This is a genomic window from Vibrio sp. MMH1-50, assembly GCF_022347645.1.
GTDB classification, from domain to species: domain Bacteria; phylum Pseudomonadota; class Gammaproteobacteria; order Enterobacterales; family Vibrionaceae; genus Vibrio; species Vibrio harveyi.
Map to the genome: position 1 here is coordinate 101,215 of NZ_JAKRGG010000008.1, position 18,001 is coordinate 119,215.

Below are 18,001 nucleotides of genomic sequence, written 5' to 3' on the forward strand. Positions count from 1 at the left end.
TATCTTATTGTTGTCTAAAGTTTCTATAGAACTTACTGTAATAACCATTGCCAAAAGAAACGACACCTTTGAACACAAGGAGAGGAAATGGAAAGCCCACTTGTCACACTTAAACATGCGAGTAAAAGCTTTGTCGATGGTAAAGAGACACATCGCGTGTTGGAAGGCGTCGACTTTACGTTGAACACAGGAGCGAGTGTTGCGCTGACGGGCGCCAGTGGTAGCGGCAAAAGTACCCTACTCAATATCATCGCTGGCTTTGAGCCGCTTTCCGAAGGTGAGTTGTGGTTAGATGGCGATAACACGGCGACTTGGAAAGACCCACAATGGAGCCGATTTCGACACCAAAAGCTCGGTGTTATCTTCCAGCAATTCAATCTGTTAACGCCGCTCAACGTGCAGCAAAACATCGCCTTCCCTCTGCATTTGAATCAACAGAAATGGAACGACTGGTGCGATTACTTGGTCGAGACTCTGGGCATCAGCCAACTGCTCGATAGACATGTTTCTGCCCTTTCTGGTGGTCAACAACAACGAGTTGCGATTGCGCGCGCATTAGCCCACAAACCTAAACTGCTGCTTGCTGATGAACCCACAGGTAACCTCGACCAAAAAGCCGGCTTGGAAGTGATGAAACTACTGAGTGAAATCACCACCCAAGGCAATACGGCAGTGCTGTTAGTCACCCACAGTCCTGACTGCGCTGAGTTTATGAAAACACGGCTGCGATTGGATAATAATCAGCTACAGAACAGTCATCAAGTAAACAAACATGAGCTTCACCATGAAGCAAGCTAAGCTCCAAAACACCAGATTCACGCATACTCGACTCGCCCTGAATCTGTTTGCGGCGCACTATCGGCAGGCACCACTGCAAGCCGCCGCGATTCTGATCGGTATCGTGTTGGCTGTGACCTTGTTTGTTGCGGTACAAGCCATCAACCTCAATGCCAAGCGCAGTTATGCGGAATCTACCGAGCAGCTTAGCGCACAAGCTCAGAACTTAATTATTCCACCCGCAGGGCAAAACTATCTGCCCGAGTCGCTCTATTTCACCCTTAGACAAAACGGACTCAATGCAGCGCTACCTGTAATCGAAGGGCGAGTGCGAGATGAACAAGGGCGTCGCTGGTCAGTGCAAGGCAGCGAGTTGATTGCCGCCATCTCTTCACGTTCTCGCTATTCTGCAAACGAAAAGTCAGCAGAAAACCAACAGAACGTCTCTTTGTTCGACAGTGCTTTACCTTTGCCTGAGCTTTTAGCCGGCAAGCCAATCGTGATGATGAGTCAATCTCAACATCAAAATCTAGGAGAGGTGGAACCCCTAACTCTGGACGACATTCCAACCCAAGTGGTGGTGCTACCCGACGAATGGCAGTTAGGTAGCCGAATGTTGATGGACATTGGTTTTGCCCAGCAACTGCTCAATAAACAAGGACAGCTCAGTTACATTGCGGTTTTCCATTCGGGTGATAAAGGGAATAAAGACACGCAAGCAAATTGGCAGAAGCTGATTGGCGATCAAGGGCAATGGATTTCCAACAATCAAAGCACAGACCTTGGCTCGCTGACCGACAGCTTTCACCTCAATCTCACAGCAATGAGCTTACTTGCCTTTTTAGTCGGGCTGTTCATTGCCTACAACGGCGTAAAATACAGTTTGCTGAAACGCAATCGTCTGTTAGTACAAATCCAACAGGCAGGTGTTGCGCCGAGCATTGTGTTCTCTGCGCTGTTAGTTGAACTCTCTCTTCTCGTTACCATCGGTGCTTCCCTCGGTTTTGTATTGGGCATGCAGCTCAGCCATTGGTTGCATCCGACCGTAGCACTAACTCTAGAACAACTTTATGGTGCGACACTGCTGCCCGGCACTTGGCAATGGCAATGGTGGGCGCAAGCCCTGCTGCTCACATTAGCCGCCACCCTATTGGCATGTTGGCAGCATTTTAAACAGCGAGTGCGCCAGCCGCTTTCCTCTCATGGCGGATTTTATCAAGCACCTGAAGCCTCTAACGAAAACCAATTGTTCTTGATAGGTGCTGCGTTGACGGCTCTCGCACTTGCAGGGTTATGGCTGAGTGAGCATCATCGCTTTACCATGGCGTGGCTCGGCGTGCTTGTGGTGTCGATTCCTTTGTATCTACCCAAAACACTCAGCGTCTTAGCCAATTGGTGTGAAAAGCGCACCACTTCCGGTTTGATGCAGTATCTGTTTGCTGAGCTGCGCGAGCTGATTTCTCCGCTTTCTCTCGCCATGATGGCGTTGCTACTCGCCGTTACTGCCAACATGGGGATGAACACCTTGGTGGGCAGCTTTGAATCCACCCTAAAACAGTGGTTAGAACAAAGGCTACACGCCGATATTTACGTTAGCCCTGCGCAAGGAGAAATCGCTGATGTAGAGCGTGCGTTGGGGCAATTCGACAAGGTTGAGACCGTCTACAAGCAATACTACGTCGACGATAACCTGCAAGGCTTACCGATTTTGCTTGGCACTAAAGACAAAGACACCTTAGAACAAACCATGGTGTTCAAATCGCATTTGGAGAACTTCTGGTCCCGCTTTTACCAAGGTGAGCTGGTTGCCATTAGTGAACCAACCGCAGTCAAACTGGGGTTATCACTGGGTAGCGAGCTCACGCTTGATGCCGTTCCAAATAAGAACCTGCTTGTGGGTGCGGTATTCCATGATTACGGCTCACCCAACGGTGAAGTCTTGTTATCACCAAAGTTATGGAAAGAGGGCGGATTTACCGACTTGCCGACAAGCCTTGGCATTAAAGTCTCGGGTGACCCACAAATCGTCTACGAGCAACTGCGCGAGCAATTGAATCTGCATCCAAGTCAGCTCTACGATCAGGCGCAAATCAAATCCATCGCGTTGGATATTTTCTCGCAGACCTTTGCCATTACGCGTGCGCTCAACGGCGTGACTTTGATGGTCGCCGTGATTGGTTTGTTCAGTGCTTGTTTCATGTTGCTCGACGCGCGCAAAGCCGCCATCGCAAGGCTGTATGCACTTGGCGTCAGCCGTCGCAAATTAATGACCATGGTGGTCGGACAGATCGTCGCTTTGGTCAGTTTTACTCTGGTTATCGCCCTACCCCTCGGAGCCATGGTGGGTTATGTGCTGACAGACATCGTCACCTTACGCGCTTTTGGTTGGAGCTTAAATTATCTGTGGAATTGGAGTGATGCCCTCAGCATTGCGGCGATCACCATCTTGGTGGCAGTGATTGCGACCTTGATTCCGCTGTGGCGATTAGTCAGCAAGCCTGTCGTGTCCAGTTTGCAAAGCGAGGTGTTGTGATGGTTCGATTAGCAAGCAAACTTACTCTGTTCATAGGTAGTCTGTTCCTATTTGGATGTGAAGATCCCCAACAAAAAAATATGAGCACACAAAATATGGGCGCATTGCTGGGCAGTGGAGATACGCAAAGTGAGAGCAACCCATTCACACCCGTGGAAAAAGGGGTTGAACTCACCTTCCCAGCAGACCATCAAGCGCACCCGAATTTTCGTCATGAATGGTGGTACTTAACCGCTAACTTAATTGATGAAGACAGCAACCCACTTGGCGTCCAATGGACACAATTTCGCTTTGCTGCTGCGCCGCCACCGCCAAAGGGCGAAGATGACGTGAAGAAAACCGAATGGCAGACTCAGCAAATCTTCATGGCACACAGCGCGGTCACCACAACCGACAAACACTACGCCGATGAAAAATGGTCACGCGATCAAGCCTCTCTAGCCGGCGTCGACACTTCACCATTTCGGGTTTATCTCGATGATTGGCAGTGGACTTCTTCAACCACCGATCTCTTCCCTGCAACATTGAAGGCGAACTCGGAACAGTTTGGCTATTCGTTGACGCTTACTAGCCACGCGCCTTATCAAAAACAAGGCGAACAAGGTTACAGCACCAAAAGTGCCGATGGTCAGGTGGCTTCGTATTACTACAGCCAACCGTTTATTGATGTCTCCGGTGAAGTCACGATCGACGGCAAAACTCATCAAGTGTCGGGCAAAGGTTGGATAGATCGAGAGTGGAGCTCGCAATTCTTACTCGACTCACAACAAGGCTGGGACTGGTTTGCCCTAAGATTGAGTGACGACACCAGCTTGGTGGTGTTCCAGTTGCGCGATTCCAAAACCGGTCAAGCTAGTTACTCCAGCGCAAGGCTGATGCAGCAAGATGGTTCTGGCATCGCCATTTCTCAAAAAGACATTCAGTTAAAGGCGATCAATCAAACAGAAATCCAAGGGCGAAAGTATCCAACCAGGTGGCAAGTGTCGATTCCTAACCAGCAAATCGAGCTTACCGTTTCTGCACTCAACCCAAACGCAAAGATGCCCCTTTCTGTGCCTTATTGGGAAGGTCCAGTGCGTATTGATGGCTCTCATTCTGGGACTGGTTATATGGAACTCACCGGCTACTGAGCACAAAAATTTCCGTGCACAATCTTGATTATTCGATTCATAATGATGAAATCATAATCCCCAAGAGCTGTTGAATGCCCTCATGAGCAATATGATTTCGCCAATTCGACAAGTGCGACTCATTTTAGGTGAACCGTGTCGAGCGCTTGAATTTTCGGACATCCAAGAAGACCCATACATCGAGCCACATCGCCACGAGTACTGGGAGATTGTCTGGTGCTTGGATAATAGCGGAACGCAGAGCATCGATTTCGTCGAATACCAAAACCGCCTTGGTCGCTTATTTACCATTTCACCAGGGCAGGTTCACCATTCCGAGTTCATGGGTAAAAACATTCGCATGTTGATATTCCGTCCCGGCTTTGCTGAAACCAATCCACGCAGCACGCAGTTGGTGAATAGCGTATTTTCTACGATTGATCGACCGCCGTACCTCGATTGTAGCGAAGAGAGTTTTCCCTACCTAGAATCAATTTACACCCTAATCAAAGAAGAATGTGAAAGAGAGGATTGTGATTGGGATCTTGTCGAATCACTCATCAACAGCTTTCTACGCTATGCGTTGCGCTTTGCTAAAACACCATCTCAAAAAGGTGAGCAGAAAGACGCTCGCATCGTACAGTTGACCGAATTAATTGAGCTGAATTATCGCGAACAAAAGAAATGCCAGTTCTACTCCGATGCCTTAGCTCTCACCAGCAAACGTCTAAACGAGTTAGTGAAAGCCGACAGAGGCAAGACGGTCACGCAACTGATTCATGACCGAATCATATTAGAAGCCAACCGAGAACTGGTGTTTTCGACGAAAACCGTCAAGACCATAGCATTTGAATTAGGCTTTGATGACCCTGCCTATTTCAGCCGCTTCTATCGGAAACAAAAAGGAGAAACACCAGCGGAATTTCGTCTCCGATGTTTAGATAGTGCAATATAATGGGCGGATAATCCCTTTTCGCCACGCTTGAATGTACTGATAATACCCGAACATAAATCCACCACATTCGGGTATTTTTCTATTCCATGGCTATCAATCTAAAAACTGATCCCATTTCAAAATCCTTTTATCAGTACCTGTGGCCTGCTCTCACTGGCATGGTGATCAAATCTTTGTTCATCATGGGCGATGCGTTATTTATCGGTTTGGGCGTTGGTCCCGATGGACTTGGTGCTATTGCCTTAGTCATTCCACCGTTTTCGATTTTTACTGCCATCGCCATGATGGTTGGCATTGGTGGCGCCGCAAAAATGTCGATCGAAATTGGTAAAGGCAACTCCGAGTCCAGCCAGATGTGGTTTAGCCAATCCATGTTGATTACCACTTTGCTATCCACTATCACGGTGACGCTCGCTCTCATTTGGTTAGATGAATTGATTGCCTTGATGGGCGCTTCAGGCAACTTGGCTCAGCTTGCTCATGATTACCTTGTTGTACTGTTGCCGTTTTTTACTCTCTATTCCCTCGCTTGGGTACTGTCTTGCTTTGTGCGTAACGACACCAACCCCAAATTGGCAACCTATGCCATGTCGATTGGTGCCATTACTAATCTTGCATTTGATTACCTATTTATCATCGAGATGAACATGGGGATGAAGGGCGCAGCGTATGGTACGGCCATTGCTCAAGCGGTCATCGCACTGATTTTGTTGACTCACTTTGTGCAAAAGAAAGGCGCTTTGGTACTGAGCTTAAAAGGCATCGGATTCAGCAAAACCAAAGAGATTTTAAGCATCGGTACACCGACATTCTTTATCGAAGTCACGTCTGCAATGACCATTGTTTTGTTTAATTATGTCTTACTGACTCAATTTGGTGAGAGTCATATCATCGCTTATGGCTTAACCACCAACGTTGGCGTTCTTGCCCTGTTTGTCATGGTCGGCATCGCACAAGCGTGTCAGCCAATCATCAGCTTTAACCACGGCGCTGGACGCCCTGAGCGTATCGATGACATCTTAAAGCTGGGATTAAAAGCCGCAATTGGTAGTGGAAGCGTATTTTTGATTATTGTTTGGCTGTTCGCTCCAAACATCGCCGCAGCGTACCTTGGCAGCAATGATGGTCTCATCACATTGGCTTCAACTGCCGTCAGTTTCTTCTTTCTTGGTGTGCCTTTGATGGGGTTAAACATGGTGATTGCTAATTTGTTCCAAGCCATTGCCAAACCAAAGCAAGCAACACTCATTTCATTGAGCCGAGGGTTTGTTTTTGTTGCGTTGGGTGTTTTGATACTGCCTAAGTTCTTCCCCCACAACGGTATTTGGGCAAGCATTCTCTTCGCAGAGTCTTCCACCGCGGTGATCAGCTTGAGCATGTTATTCAATTACCGGAAACGCGCGGTAGAACCAACAAATGCTTTCGCGAGCAGTTCTTAGTTCAACCAAAACCAGCCAAATGATAAACTCGGGTTCTATTTCATTCTGTGATTAAAAGGAAATGCGATGAACCCGATTATTGCGCTGTTGAAAGAGAACAATATCAGCGACGAACAAATCAACGAGATTTTTCAGACTCTGACCCAAAACCCTCTTGCGGCAATGGCAACAATCAGCCAGCTAGGTCTACCACAAGACAAACTACAAATGCTGATGGCGCAAGTGATGCAAAACCCAGTGCTAATCAAAGAAGCGGTGGATGAGTTGGGATTGGATTTCTCAAAAGTTGAAGAAGCAAAAGAGAAGCTTCAAAGCCAAAATCAAGGCAACTAATTCCTTGTATACCTAGGTCACCTCGGATGCTTAGTTAAGTGAGAATCACTTGATTTGAAACCTGCGTTTGAAGTCGCTTGGGCATAGTAGAAAACAGAAGGCAGTTAATCCTAATTGAGTGGGCTTAACTGCCTTTTTGTTATCAGGTTCAAGCCGTTATTTGCTACTTTCTATTCTCACGTATTCTAGCTACGCCAATGGTGAGTTCTCACAATACTTCTGGTCATCCGCAGTCAGTTTTTGCTTACTCGCTTGGCTTAAGTGATAGTGCACCAACATCAACAAATCATGCGCGTAGAAAAGCTCAAAAGCGTCCTCTCCATTTTGTCGACAGATTGCTTCACAGCGATCAGCGTGCACTTTGGCTTTGAGTGGGTTTCCTGCTTTGAGCAAACTCATGGCTAAGCGATATTCTGCGCGCTCTTCTTGCATCCAACCTCCCGCTACCTTCCAATACTCCAGCGCCAATGTAGCAGCCTCTAGCATGTGTTCTACTTGCACCTCAGAGCGGGTTTCAAGCTCTTCATATTGGCAGGCAAGGTTGTTACCCGTAATGGCAATTGAACGCGCTAAAGGCTCGGCAGCTTGATCTGAATCTATACCGTTGGCTGCTTTTGCTAACCACGTGCTCGCTTGCTCTAGTTCATTCATTGCTGACAGCTCGTTAGCAATTTGAGCAAACACGCGACGCTGATCGACATCATCTAGATCCGTAATCGGGTCTTTATTTTGGTCAACGAAGTACTGTGCAACGGCTTTGGCTCTCTGACGCGCTAGACACTGAGTCGCTACGCCATTTTCGAGCTTATCTAAACTGGAGAGAAACTGGTTTGGGTCGTGCAGATGACCAATGGATGTGTGCAACATCAAGGGTAAGATGCGCTCAGCATGGTTAGTGTCTTCCACCTCGCTAAGCGCTTGTTCTAATTGATTGTATGTTTGTTGTGGCTGCGCTTCATGTTGCTGCCAGCTTTGGTTTATGAATGCATCAAAATCCGTATTGAAAGACATATCCTTATTATCCTTTTTCATTGCTCTGGATTGTTTATTAGCACAACAACCCTACACAAAATTTAGCCAAATAAGATAAACCTTGCCGGATTCTGAGAATGGTCTCACTTAAAGTGGCGTGCCCTTCTCCAATGCGAGTAATCGTTGCTTTCGCTCTACCCCGCCTGCATAGCCCGTAAGCTTGCCACTTTTGCCGATCACACGATGGCACGGCACCACAATCGAGATTGGATTTTTACCATTCGCCAGCCCCACCGCACGTACCGCTTTCGGATTACCGATGGCATTTGCCAGATCTTGGTAGCTCCATGTCTCACCGTAAGGAATAGTCGTTAGCGCATCCCAAACTTGAGTTTGGAAAGCCGTACCTGTCGCTGCAAGGGGCAAGTCGAATTTGTTACGCAGCCCAGCAAAGTATTCTTCCAATTGAGTAACAGTCTGGCTGAGCACTGCATGTTGATCATCACGCTCACCCAACTCGTCTGGTTTGGTGGTACACGTTTCAAACCAAATTCCCAGCAAACCTTGATCGTTAGCTTGAATGGTCACAGCGCCTAACGGACTTGGCATTACCGTATAAAGTGATTTCATGATTGATTCCATAAGTGAAAAGTCGCGTAACTGCCCCAAGGCGACGCAGTATGAGCATTCAATGACGGATAGTTTGGCATGGCTTTCTTCACCACCAAGTCTTTATCTAAAAAACAATCGGGCTGAGATTGGCCACGCAGTTGCGCATAACTCACCGTCCACGGACCAATGCCCTTTAATTCCAGCCATTGCTCCGGATCGGCTTCTGGGTTTTGCTGCATGTACTGAGCAAATCGCACGAGTGTGTCTTTACGGCTTTGCGGCATACGCAAGAAGCTAACATCGGCATTCGCAATGGCTTCTGGCGTTGGAAAGTGGCGCGCTTGCTGATCGTTACTGAGCGTTTCTACCAACAAATTAAGTTGTCCGATAGCCGCTTTGACCGACACTTGCTGCCCCAACACAGCGCGTACACCGGCTTCCCACGCACTCCAGACGCCCGGAATGCGAATCCCTTGGGTTTTCACCAACCCTGGCGCGATGTAATTAAGGTGCTGCTCCACCGTGCAAATATCCGCATCAAGGTCGAACATGCGACGTACACCAGACACCAAATTCTGCAATTTCGTGACGTCTTCAATCTCAAACTCCATCTCAAGGTAACCCTCCCCTTGAGTGACCTTGAATCGCGCATGGCAATCATCGAGTAGAACATTGCGCTGGTATGCGTCTTGTGTAACGTCTTCCATTCCCTCAATCGCACGCAGACGATAAAAATCGAGCATGTGTTGCCAGTGCAAAGCGCCGCGATAAGGTAGCACGATTCGATTCGTCCCTACGCCATCAAACTCTTTTCTACGCACTTGAGAAGGCGTTAGCTGAAGGATCTTTTGGAACGCATCATTGAAACGTCGAGTGCTGTTAAAACCCGCGGCAAAACCGACTTCGGTGACTGACATCGAACTCGAATGCAGAAGCTGCTTGGCAAACATCAATTGCTGATACTGCGCATATTGCTTAGGTGACATCCCCAAATATTGCTCGAACAGCATGCGCAAGTAACGATCCGAGATCCCAAGACGATCGGAGAGATCTGCAAGGGAGTGATGATGTAACTCGCCTTGATCGATCATTTTGATCGCACGTTGGAATGTGGTTTCAACCCCTTTCCAAGCCCATGATCCTGGCGCACTGTCCGGGCGACAACGCAAACACGGACGATAACCTGCCTTCAAAGCTTGCGTCTTGTCAGTGAAGTACTCGACGTTTTCCTCTTTGGGCAAATTGGCTGGGCAGATCGGGCGACAAAAGATCCCTGTGGTTTTCACCGCAATGTAAAAGCGCCCATCAAAACGGCTGTCACGTGCCATGCGTGCTTTTTGACATTGTTCGAAGGTCAACGATGTGTGTGGGTGGATGAGCATAGTGCTGTCCTTGCGTACACAGTGGGTGTTTAACGAGTGGGTAACTTGCTCGCCACTCGATCGGTATAACTTCATTGTAGAACGAGGAGTTACTGTAGATTAGCCATTTTCGGAACTCAATATTGAGAAATTTTGGCATTAGTAAATTTGTGCACTAAAGTTAGATCAGAACAACACAACAACGTCGGCTAAAGGGAATTGGCATGGACTTACATACGTGCGTGATTGTACTTAGAAATCACAAGGTTATTACCAGTAAATCAGTCGAGCACTCGATAGGGATTATCGAACGCGACTCTGATAACGAGATTTCAGAAATTCAAATCAATGCGACTGATGGTGTGAATATTCGCACTTATCACTACCATAGTGTGGAAGACTCGCTTGAAAGCTTAATGAATCTATAAAAACTCCTTTCTCCCTTGTTAATCGTAAAAGCAAAAGAGCACTGGTTACTGTGCTCTTTTTTTTGCTCTGCATTTACGGAATTCTTGCTTCAAAATACAAAACACGTTCGGAAAGTTATTCGAAATTTTGCGATTTCCATAATCAAAACCACCACAGCAGCAGCCAATAAACAACACCTAATAACAATCTAAATATCTGTATTTATTCAGTTAAAAACGTTCCATCGAATTTATCGAACGAGAACATCAAATTGCCCCAATTTTTTCTTTCTCTCCTCCTACCTACACTGGTTTCAACAGCAAGGGAGTCACCACTCCTCATCAGAAAAATTCGAGAAAGGATAAAGTCATGAAAGCACTACTACAGAAAATCACCACTTCAAACGCGGGTTACAGCGCACTCGCTCTTCGCATTCCAGTCGGCATCATCTTTATGGCGCACGGCGCCCAAAAACTTTTTGGCTGGTTTGGCGGTTATGGTCTTGAAGGTACAGGTCAATGGATGGCATCGATTGGTTTAGGTCCAGGCATGCTGATGGCATTTTTAGCTGGCAGTGCAGAGTTTTTTGGCGGCTTGTTCATCTTGCTTGGTCTACTTACTCGCCCAGCAGCCGTGGCTTTAGCATTCACCATGGTGATCGCCATTTTCTCGGTTCACTTTGAAAACGGTTTGTTTATGTCGAATAACGGTTACGAGTTTGGTCTAGCACTGCTGGCAGCAAGCGTTTCTCTCGCTTTCTCTGGCGCAGGCAAAGCCGCATTGGATGAAACACTTCGTCAGAAACTGGCATAAACGGGAGCAAAAACGACCTTCACAGTGCCACAACTCTCGCTTCAAGAAGGCGACTTATTTATAAACATATCGGCATTTCCGGAAACCCATACAAAAAACCCCTTGGCATCACACCAAGGGGTTTTCGTTTAATTTTGCACTGGATCGCAAAAGCAGAAATTACTCGTCTGCAGGAATGTCCGCAATTTGCTGCAAACTGTACGCCGTTAACGGGTCAATCTCTTTTACGATTTCTTCAACCTGCTTAATCGCTTCTACAGACGTGCTGGCTTTACGATAGCTCAAATAGATAGGACGGTACCAATCTTCTACGCCAGACACCTTGTGGAGCTGCCCACTTGCAATAAACGGCTCTACCAGAGACGCTGGTAGGTATGCACTGCCACCTTTCTCTAAAACGAAGTCTAACGCGATACGAGCGGTAGAAGTGCGAAGGTAAGGTGCTGGGATTTTCGGGTGGCGTTCTGCGTGTTCTGAAGCGAAGCGCGTACCCCAATCAACGTAAACGTATTTCTTGTTAAACACCGTATCAAGAGAATCTTGTTCGGTAGACACCAGCACCAACACCACGTCAGCCACTTTTTTGCAGTTAAGCTCATCCGCTTTGATTTGATCGAAGGCGAAAGCCATATCGAGTGTACGTTCCAATAGGCTGCGGCTTAGCATCTCACGTCCCATGACTTCCGCCATAAAACCGTAACCACCAAACGAGTCCGTTACGACACTCAAACAGTTTTGCAGGTAAGCATCCCAAATGTTCGGCGTACCACCCATGGTGAGCTGTAACGCTTTGCCATCTTCGAGGGATAATTCGAGTTTGGCTTGCTGCAAGGTGGTCACCATCACCTCGGCATAGCCTATTAAACGTTCACCTGCGGAGGTCAACTTTATGTTATTTCGATCACGAATAAACAACTGCGTATCGAAATAACTTTCGAGTTGTTTGATGCGTGCGCTCACAGCGGCTTGAGTAATGTACAAGTTCTCAGCAGCTCGTCCGAAGTGACGAACCTTTGCCAGCTCTAAAAATGTTCGAAAGACCTTTACATCCATAAACCATCTCCTGGTCAATATAAAACCAGATTAACAACTAATTAAAATTTTGACGACAAAAAAGTTTTGTTTTTCTTTTGTTAGCTTTGCGCCTAATTTTCGCCGTAATTCATCACATTCATCAATAACGGTTACAGAGGCTGTTGATATGTCTGACACTGAATTTCGTCATGGCAAAAAACGTTTTTACGACAACGTAAAATTCCCACGCGGCTTTGCAAAGTCTGGCGATTTTACTCTTTCGGAAGAGGAAATCCTAACAATTTATGGGGATACTATGCTTGGCCTAGAGTCAGGCGAGTTGACACCTGAGAACAGCGAAGAGAAACACTTCGTAAAAGTTCTGGAAAACCCAGGCAAAGCGAAAACTAAGATCGAGCGCACTTGGTTAAAATACACACAATTAGCTCGTGGTCGCAAACGCTTCCACACGCTAAATGGTCGTAACAAACCAGAGGCGTCAGATGACTACGCAGAAGAGAGCCTAGCAGAAGACGATTAACCGACTCTGCCAAGCCTTAATGCTTGGTTAATCCTCAGAATGTTTCATTCTGTGGAGTTGCAAAAATTTTTCTTTTCCAAAAGCCCAGAGGTGTTTCACCAAAGGGCTTTTTCATTTTTTAGTAAACCTATTTATCCGGCGAGCACTCACTTCGCCAGCATGGCGACCTTCTTCAAGAAGCTGTCTTTAAGATGCTCTTGGTCATACTCCAACTGATAGGTGTTGTGGAAACCCACTTTGAGCTCCACGCCATTGCCTCTCAGAAACACGTTATAGCCGTCGTAATCAGAAAAGGCTTCTACCCCTTCATACATCTTGCCAAACTCGGTAGGCGTGCCGTTGTTCATCACACATTCGTATGCTTGCAGCACTTTGGTTGCGTCTAAGTCGTTTTTCATTGCGATTCCCTCAGCAATAAACACACTTTAAGTATGGTTAAGGAAGAAACGCCGTGCCACACCATAGATTGCGTGAGATCATAACTTCGGCATTTTTCTTCCCCTTCTCCTACGCAACTCGGTTCAATTTGGCTCGCTCATTCAGCCAAAAAACTTTTTTTCAGTCATAAATTTTAAACGCTAATCAACTAGTCTAACGCACTCTATATAAGAGGGTAATCGCAACAAGCAAACGTGAAAACTGTTGAGAAAAGCAACATTGGTTAAAGAAAAAGCAAAATTTTGACCTAAAACAATAGCAGATCGTCATTACTTATTTTATAATGCGAATTAATGTTTCAGGACATCTTAAATTCCAATAACTAGGGGCACAAAATGAGACTTATCCCGTTAGCTCAAGCAGCACAAGTAGGCAAGTGGGCAGCAGCACACATCGCTAAGCGCATCAACGACTTCAAACCAACTGCTGAGCGTCCGTTCGTTCTGGGTCTACCTACTGGTGGCACTCCTCTAGCAACTTACAAAGCATTGATCGAACTTTACCAAGCAGGTGAAGTGAGCTTCGAACACGTTGTGACTTTCAACATGGACGAGTACATCGGTATCCCTGCGGATCACCCAGAATCATACCGTTCATTCATGTACAACAACTTCTTCAACCACGTGAACATCCAAGAAGCGAACATCAACCTTCTTAACGGTAACGCGGAAGATCACGAAGCGGAATGCCAACGTTACGAAGACAAAATCAAGTCTTACGGCAAGATCAACCTATTCATGGGCGGCGTAGGTAACGACGGTCACATCGCATTTAACGAGCCAGCATCTTCTCTGTCTTCTCGCACTCGCATCAAGACACTAACTGAAGACACTCGTATCGCGAACTCTCGTTTCTTCGATGGCGACATCAACCAAGTTCCTAAGTACGCACTAACTATCGGTGTTGGCACGCTACTAGACGCTGAAGAAGTGATGATCCTAGTAACTGGTCACAACAAAGCACTTGCTCTACAAGCAGCAGTAGAAGGCAGCGTAAACCACCTATGGACGGTTTCTGCACTTCAACTACACCCTAAAGCAGTGATCGTTTGTGATGAGCCTTCACAACAAGAGCTTAAAGTGAAGACTGTTAAGTACTTCTCTGAGCTAGAAGCGGAAAACATCAAAGGTTTCTAATCCTTCGGGTAACACCCAAAGATAAACGCTGAATACACAAAACCCGTGAGTCATCACGGGTTTTTTCGTTTTTAGAGACTGGCAGGTTTGAAGGTGTAGGAATCTAAACAACCGCTAGCGAGGCGTTTAATAAGCTTGAATACCAAACTGGCGCAGACGTTTTGGCAATACCTCATCGAGTTTATCTAACTCACTCGGTTCGACCTCAATGAGGTTGAAGTTATGCTGCTCGTACACCGCTCGAATCTTCTCTCGCTCCGCTTCTAACATCTCACCGGTGTCGCTGCCCCAAAACTGCAGATAGACTTTGCCACCCGGAAGGTAGAAATCGCTTGTCACCTCTTGGTCGATCGGCAGTTGACGCTCATAAGCGTGCACTACTCCTGCCAAATACAGCCAGTTATCGATCAGCAGTTCTCCTTTAGAACGAACATAATGCCCGTCTAAAGTGCGGTGCTTAGCTTCAAACTTCTGGCGAAAACTAGAAAACGACTTATCTGTCGAATGGGACTCGGCATCTTGACCTAAAAACTCAATCACAGACTGCTTGAGACGCTTGTTACGTAGCACTACGTCGTGCCACACCACAAAGGTATTCTGCGACTCTTTATCGGTTCTCTGCTGCCCACCAGCGCGGATTCCGGCTTCGGTTAAGCTCCAACCTTCTTCGGATTTACTGATCCAGCCTAATTCACTTAACAGCTGGTTCATACGCTTGGCATTGAGCTTAAGCTTCTCACCCAACTGGGTTGCGCTGTAGGTTTTGCCAGACGTCGCAGCAAGCTCGATGTGCAAGTTAGTCGGCCAAACAATGAACTGCCCAAATTTAGGGTGATCGACATACTCACCGCCAAACTTGGCGCCCTCTTCGGTCAAAATCCATTTCTCGTCTTGGCGAACGATGTAGCCTGCGCGTTTCAGATCAGCAAACAGCAGCTTGGCTTCTATCTGACGCATTTTTGCCAGCGCCGACGTCGATATTTTTTCAGACACGATTCATGCCTCCTGCTACTGTTTGAAATAAGGTAATGACTCGGATATTAACGCATTGATTTCATTGCTTGAAGTAAGAATAGTTGGGAATTTCTATCCACAACAAAAAAGGAGCACTTAGGCTCCTTTCTCTACATCGAATTGAATCGGCTTAATTATTCGCGAGTTTGGCAAATTTGCTGTAGGTGCTGATTTTGCCGTTGATGTACTCGATACCACTGTGCACATTGTTTTCGGTGTTACCAACAATTTGGTATTCGACGATGAATTCACCGCTGATGACTTTGATAAACAAGAAGCCGTCGCTGACCTTCCATAAACCCTGTAAGCCACGCTCACTGAACAAGTCTTTTTCCACCAGCGTGCCATTTGGTTTGAGCTCTAAAATCGATGAGAAACCGTCGACGTTCACTTTTACCCAAGGCTGTTGATGCACTTCGTAGCTGAGGATTTTGCGGCGTGTTTTCGCCCACTCACGCAGTTCTTGCTCTTGCGCTGGGGTGAGAATTGGCAGGTCTTCCATCTCCAATAGGGTGTGATGTTTTTCGTACCAGAAAAGTTGCAGATGGAGTAATTTCATTCAGATTAACGGGGTTTCATAACGACAAAGCGCAACTTTGCGCCAACCCTGATGGTAAGTCAACCAATGAAACGAAAGAGTGCAGTTTTCACGAGGGTTAAAAACTGCACGTTCCCACGATGGGAAAACGGTGCCCAATAACGAGCACCGGAGCATGTATACCCAAGTGACTTCAAGATGCAGGATTCAGAACGAGTCACTGACTCAAGTTCAAGGAAAACGAAGCAGCGTAATAGAGAGCTATTTCCAAGTCGTTTGACGAAGAAATTGTTTCTGTGACTCGTTCCCGAAGGGCGAATTGCCTTGGCTTCCATACTTTGTTAACGATTTTTGATTTAGAACCACTAGATCTTCAAATCGTTGCCGCGTCTGCAAACCAAGTCACTTTCGCTGAACCACGCATCTCGAGGTTACTTGGGTATAACTGTTTATACGGTTTAGAGAGAATTATGCGGCAAACAACCTTGGTAATTCCGCATGATCACACGCTTGATTTAAGCGCTGTTGGGCGGTTTGAATGTGCGCACGCCAATGTTCATCATGCGCCCACATCTCAATCACCAGTGGCACGACGCAGTCTGTCTCTTTGAGTGTGCGGAAGATGGCATCGAAGTTCACTTCACCATCGCCAATCACTAGATCGCGGAACTGACCTTTGTATTCTGGCGTCACGCGATACGTGTCTTTAAGGTGGATTTGGGTAATGTGTGGCTTACTCAATTTCAGCTCAGTACACACGTCATAGTTCCAACCAGAGATATTGCCCACGTCTGGATAAGCAGTGAAATACGGCGAATTCACTTCGCGATTAAGTACCTCAAACTTGCTCAATGAGTTGAGGTAATCGGTGTCCATGATTTCAACAGCAAGCATCACGCCTGCGCGCTCTGCCAGTTTCGCCGCTTCCTTCATACCTTCAATAAAGCGCAAATGCGTGGCACGGTTTGCTGGCTCGTAATACACATCGTAGCCAGCTAATTGAATGGTACGGACGCCAAGTTTGTACGCCAATGCGATCGCCTTTTCCATGTGCAGCACGGCTTGCTCGCGTATCTTCGGATCAGCCGAGCCAAACGGGAACTTGCGGTGCGCGCTCAAACACATCGACTGCAATGGCATGCCATAACGTTCGCACTGGTGACGCAGGGCGTAGATCGTCTCGTCGTCCCAATCTAAGCGGCTGCGGCGCTCGTCTGATTCATCCACCGAGATCTCAAGAAAGTCGAAGCCCAACTCTTTGGTCACGCTGAGTTTTTCTTCCCAACTCAACTCGTTCGGCAACGCTTTCTCATACAAGCCAACACGATGACGTTGTAGGTTCTGATACATGTCGCCCCCTAGTTCCAGTAACGGTCGATTTGCGCTTTCAGTGCTTCTGCGGTCTCTTGCCCTTTGTCACCCGCCAATGCGCGACCTGCGATAAAGGTTTTCGCTTTGATACCTTCAAATAGGTAGATGTCTTCTGGCACGATACCGCCCGTGATAGAGAGCTCGATACCTAGCTCAGAGAGTTGGCGCATCTTGCTGATGTCAGCGTCTGTCCAGCCAACCCCTGCCAACTCTGCATCGCGAGAACGGTGGTAAATCGCTTGAGTGATGCCAAGATCCACCCACGCTTGCGCATCTTCCATCGTCCAGTTGCCGTAGATTTCGATTTGGATTTCGCCGCTAAACTCATCCGCGACTTTTTTACATGCTTCAATGGTCGCAATGTGCGCTGCGGCTGAAACCGTAATCCAGTCAGCGCCTGCTTCAAACGCCATACGAGACAAAATCGCGCCGCCATCAGTGGTCTTCATATCGCACACTAGAATATGGTCTGGGTGGTTCTTACGCAGTGTTGAGACCGCATTCATCCCCTCTGCGAACGCGAGAATGGTGCCCACTTCAATCACATCGACATAGCTGTGTACATTGCTTGCAACCGCCACGGCGTCAGTTAGGTTAGTTTGGTCTAGAGCGATTTGAATCATTGGTTTGGTCATGA

General features: G+C 47.1%; 19 protein-coding genes. 10 read left to right on the forward strand and 9 right to left on the reverse strand.

Annotated features, from left to right (window positions below; genetic code table 11):
• Window positions 1-87: 87 nt before the first annotated feature.
• From MHO32_RS08640 to MHO32_RS08665, 6 genes are all read left to right on the forward strand, one after another.
• On the forward strand, window positions 88-798 hold the full coding sequence (locus MHO32_RS08640) for an ABC transporter ATP-binding protein (protein ID WP_005434248.1): 711 nt from the start codon (window positions 88-90) through the stop codon (window positions 796-798).
• A complete protein-coding gene (locus MHO32_RS08645) occupies window positions 785-3,310 on the forward strand; it encodes an ABC transporter permease (protein WP_050907254.1) in 2,526 nt (841 codons plus the stop codon). The genes MHO32_RS08640 and MHO32_RS08645 overlap by 14 nt, the downstream gene beginning before the upstream one ends.
• The gene (locus MHO32_RS08650; RefSeq protein ID WP_050907253.1) at window positions 3,310-4,440 is read left to right on the forward strand and encodes a lipocalin-like domain-containing protein; all 1,131 of its coding nucleotides are present in this window, start codon (window positions 3,310-3,312) and stop codon (window positions 4,438-4,440) included. The genes MHO32_RS08645 and MHO32_RS08650 overlap by 1 nt, the downstream gene beginning before the upstream one ends.
• Before the next feature lie 82 nt (window positions 4,441-4,522).
• Window positions 4,523-5,374 carry a helix-turn-helix domain-containing protein gene (locus tag MHO32_RS08655; RefSeq protein WP_080992678.1) on the forward strand — a complete coding sequence of 284 codons (852 nt, stop codon included), beginning with the start codon at window positions 4,523-4,525 and terminating at the stop codon, window positions 5,372-5,374.
• 86 nt (window positions 5,375-5,460) lie between these two features.
• Window positions 5,461-6,813, forward strand: a complete 1,353-nt coding sequence (locus MHO32_RS08660) for an MATE family efflux transporter (RefSeq protein WP_239211242.1) — start codon at window positions 5,461-5,463, stop codon at window positions 6,811-6,813.
• Window positions 6,814-6,879: 66 nt separating this feature from the next.
• Entirely contained in the window at window positions 6,880-7,146 is a 267-nt protein-coding gene (locus tag MHO32_RS08665; RefSeq protein ID WP_005448923.1) for a DUF2999 family protein, read from the forward strand.
• 189 nt (window positions 7,147-7,335) lie between these two features.
• On the opposite strand, the gene MHO32_RS08670 is transcribed toward MHO32_RS08665, so the two are convergent.
• The 3 genes from MHO32_RS08670 to MHO32_RS08680 all read right to left on the reverse strand — a co-directional run bounded on the left by MHO32_RS08670 (window position 7,336) and on the right by MHO32_RS08680 (window position 10,112).
• Window positions 7,336-8,157, reverse strand: a complete 822-nt coding sequence (locus tag MHO32_RS08670; RefSeq protein ID WP_239211244.1) for a hypothetical protein — start codon at window positions 8,155-8,157, stop codon at window positions 7,336-7,338.
• A gap of 108 nt (window positions 8,158-8,265) precedes the next feature.
• Window positions 8,266-8,748 carry a methylated-DNA--[protein]-cysteine S-methyltransferase gene (locus MHO32_RS08675; RefSeq protein ID WP_005448914.1) on the reverse strand — a complete coding sequence of 161 codons (483 nt, stop codon included), beginning with the start codon at window positions 8,746-8,748 and terminating at the stop codon, window positions 8,266-8,268.
• Complete coding sequence (locus MHO32_RS08680; RefSeq protein ID WP_239211246.1) at window positions 8,745-10,112, reverse strand: DNA-3-methyladenine glycosylase 2 family protein; 1,368 nt, start codon at window positions 10,110-10,112, stop codon at window positions 8,745-8,747. Before MHO32_RS08680 ends, MHO32_RS08675 begins: the two co-directional genes overlap by 4 nt.
• A gap of 203 nt (window positions 10,113-10,315) precedes the next feature.
• On the opposite strand from MHO32_RS08680, the gene MHO32_RS08685 reads away from it, so the two are divergent.
• Window positions 10,316-10,519, forward strand: coding sequence for a hypothetical protein (locus MHO32_RS08685; protein ID WP_009706735.1), 204 nt, complete (start codon window positions 10,316-10,318; stop codon window positions 10,517-10,519).
• 349 nt (window positions 10,520-10,868) lie between these two features.
• Window positions 10,869-11,312: a DoxX family protein gene (locus MHO32_RS08690; RefSeq protein ID WP_005448907.1), complete on the forward strand. Its 444-nt coding sequence runs from the start codon at window positions 10,869-10,871 to the stop codon at window positions 11,310-11,312.
• Window positions 11,313-11,471: 159 nt separating this feature from the next.
• On the opposite strand, the gene MHO32_RS08695 is transcribed toward MHO32_RS08690, so the two are convergent.
• The gene (locus MHO32_RS08695) at window positions 11,472-12,365 is read right to left on the reverse strand and encodes a LysR family transcriptional regulator (protein WP_009696587.1); all 894 of its coding nucleotides are present in this window, start codon (window positions 12,363-12,365) and stop codon (window positions 11,472-11,474) included.
• Between the two features lie 148 nt (window positions 12,366-12,513).
• On the opposite strand from MHO32_RS08695, the gene MHO32_RS08700 reads away from it, so the two are divergent.
• Window positions 12,514-12,867: a DUF413 domain-containing protein gene (locus MHO32_RS08700; RefSeq protein WP_005434702.1), complete on the forward strand. Its 354-nt coding sequence runs from the start codon at window positions 12,514-12,516 to the stop codon at window positions 12,865-12,867.
• Window positions 12,868-13,013: 146 nt separating this feature from the next.
• On the opposite strand, the gene MHO32_RS08705 is transcribed toward MHO32_RS08700, so the two are convergent.
• Window positions 13,014-13,265, reverse strand: coding sequence for a DUF3081 domain-containing protein (locus tag MHO32_RS08705; protein WP_009706732.1), 252 nt, complete (start codon window positions 13,263-13,265; stop codon window positions 13,014-13,016).
• Between the two features lie 375 nt (window positions 13,266-13,640).
• On the opposite strand from MHO32_RS08705, the gene nagB reads away from it, so the two are divergent.
• Window positions 13,641-14,441 (forward strand): glucosamine-6-phosphate deaminase, encoded by an 801-nt coding sequence (gene nagB, locus MHO32_RS08710; protein WP_005448902.1) that lies wholly within the window; start codon window positions 13,641-13,643, stop codon window positions 14,439-14,441.
• A gap of 126 nt (window positions 14,442-14,567) precedes the next feature.
• On the opposite strand, the gene MHO32_RS08715 is transcribed toward nagB, so the two are convergent.
• The 4 genes from MHO32_RS08715 to MHO32_RS08730 all read right to left on the reverse strand — a co-directional run bounded on the left by MHO32_RS08715 (window position 14,568) and on the right by MHO32_RS08730 (window position 17,999).
• On the reverse strand, window positions 14,568-15,434 hold the full coding sequence (locus MHO32_RS08715) for a glycerol kinase (protein ID WP_017189763.1): 867 nt from the start codon (window positions 15,432-15,434) through the stop codon (window positions 14,568-14,570).
• 151 nt (window positions 15,435-15,585) lie between these two features.
• The gene (locus MHO32_RS08720) at window positions 15,586-16,014 is read right to left on the reverse strand and encodes a hypothetical protein (RefSeq protein ID WP_005531219.1); all 429 of its coding nucleotides are present in this window, start codon (window positions 16,012-16,014) and stop codon (window positions 15,586-15,588) included.
• 447 nt (window positions 16,015-16,461) lie between these two features.
• Window positions 16,462-17,343 (reverse strand): L-ribulose-5-phosphate 3-epimerase, encoded by an 882-nt coding sequence (locus MHO32_RS08725; protein ID WP_005448899.1) that lies wholly within the window; start codon window positions 17,341-17,343, stop codon window positions 16,462-16,464.
• Between the two features lie 8 nt (window positions 17,344-17,351).
• Window positions 17,352-17,999, reverse strand: coding sequence for a 3-keto-L-gulonate-6-phosphate decarboxylase UlaD (locus MHO32_RS08730; protein ID WP_101960562.1), 648 nt, complete (start codon window positions 17,997-17,999; stop codon window positions 17,352-17,354).
• Window positions 18,000-18,001 lie beyond the last annotated feature (2 nt).

Bases quoted from the DNA above. Each gene is read 5' to 3' on its own strand.
- MHO32_RS08640 (WP_005434248.1), top strand. From the start codon at position 88: ATGGAAAGCCCACTTGTCACACTTAAACATGCGAGTAAAAGCTTTGTC.
- MHO32_RS08645 (WP_050907254.1), top strand. From the start codon at position 785: ATGAAGCAAGCTAAGCTCCAAAACACCAGATTCACGCATACTCGACTC.
- MHO32_RS08650 (WP_050907253.1), top strand. From the start codon at position 3,310: ATGGTTCGATTAGCAAGCAAACTTACTCTGTTCATAGGTAGTCTGTTC.
- MHO32_RS08655 (WP_080992678.1), top strand. From the start codon at position 4,523: ATGAGCAATATGATTTCGCCAATTCGACAAGTGCGACTCATTTTAGGT.
- MHO32_RS08660 (WP_239211242.1), top strand. From the start codon at position 5,461: ATGGCTATCAATCTAAAAACTGATCCCATTTCAAAATCCTTTTATCAG.
- MHO32_RS08665 (WP_005448923.1), top strand. From the start codon at position 6,880: ATGAACCCGATTATTGCGCTGTTGAAAGAGAACAATATCAGCGACGAA.
- MHO32_RS08670 (WP_239211244.1), bottom strand. From the start codon at position 8,157: ATGTCTTTCAATACGGATTTTGATGCATTCATAAACCAAAGCTGGCAG.
- MHO32_RS08675 (WP_005448914.1), bottom strand. From the start codon at position 8,748: ATGAAATCACTTTATACGGTAATGCCAAGTCCGTTAGGCGCTGTGACC.
- MHO32_RS08680 (WP_239211246.1), bottom strand. From the start codon at position 10,112: ATGCTCATCCACCCACACACATCGTTGACCTTCGAACAATGTCAAAAA.
- MHO32_RS08685 (WP_009706735.1), top strand. From the start codon at position 10,316: ATGGACTTACATACGTGCGTGATTGTACTTAGAAATCACAAGGTTATT.
- MHO32_RS08690 (WP_005448907.1), top strand. From the start codon at position 10,869: ATGAAAGCACTACTACAGAAAATCACCACTTCAAACGCGGGTTACAGC.
- MHO32_RS08695 (WP_009696587.1), bottom strand. From the start codon at position 12,365: ATGGATGTAAAGGTCTTTCGAACATTTTTAGAGCTGGCAAAGGTTCGT.
- MHO32_RS08700 (WP_005434702.1), top strand. From the start codon at position 12,514: ATGTCTGACACTGAATTTCGTCATGGCAAAAAACGTTTTTACGACAAC.
- MHO32_RS08705 (WP_009706732.1), bottom strand. From the start codon at position 13,265: ATGAAAAACGACTTAGACGCAACCAAAGTGCTGCAAGCATACGAATGT.
- nagB (WP_005448902.1), top strand. From the start codon at position 13,641: ATGAGACTTATCCCGTTAGCTCAAGCAGCACAAGTAGGCAAGTGGGCA.
- MHO32_RS08720 (WP_005531219.1), bottom strand. From the start codon at position 16,014: ATGAAATTACTCCATCTGCAACTTTTCTGGTACGAAAAACATCACACC.
- MHO32_RS08725 (WP_005448899.1), bottom strand. From the start codon at position 17,343: ATGTATCAGAACCTACAACGTCATCGTGTTGGCTTGTATGAGAAAGCG.
- MHO32_RS08730 (WP_101960562.1), bottom strand. From the start codon at position 17,999: ATGACCAAACCAATGATTCAAATCGCTCTAGACCAAACTAACCTAACT.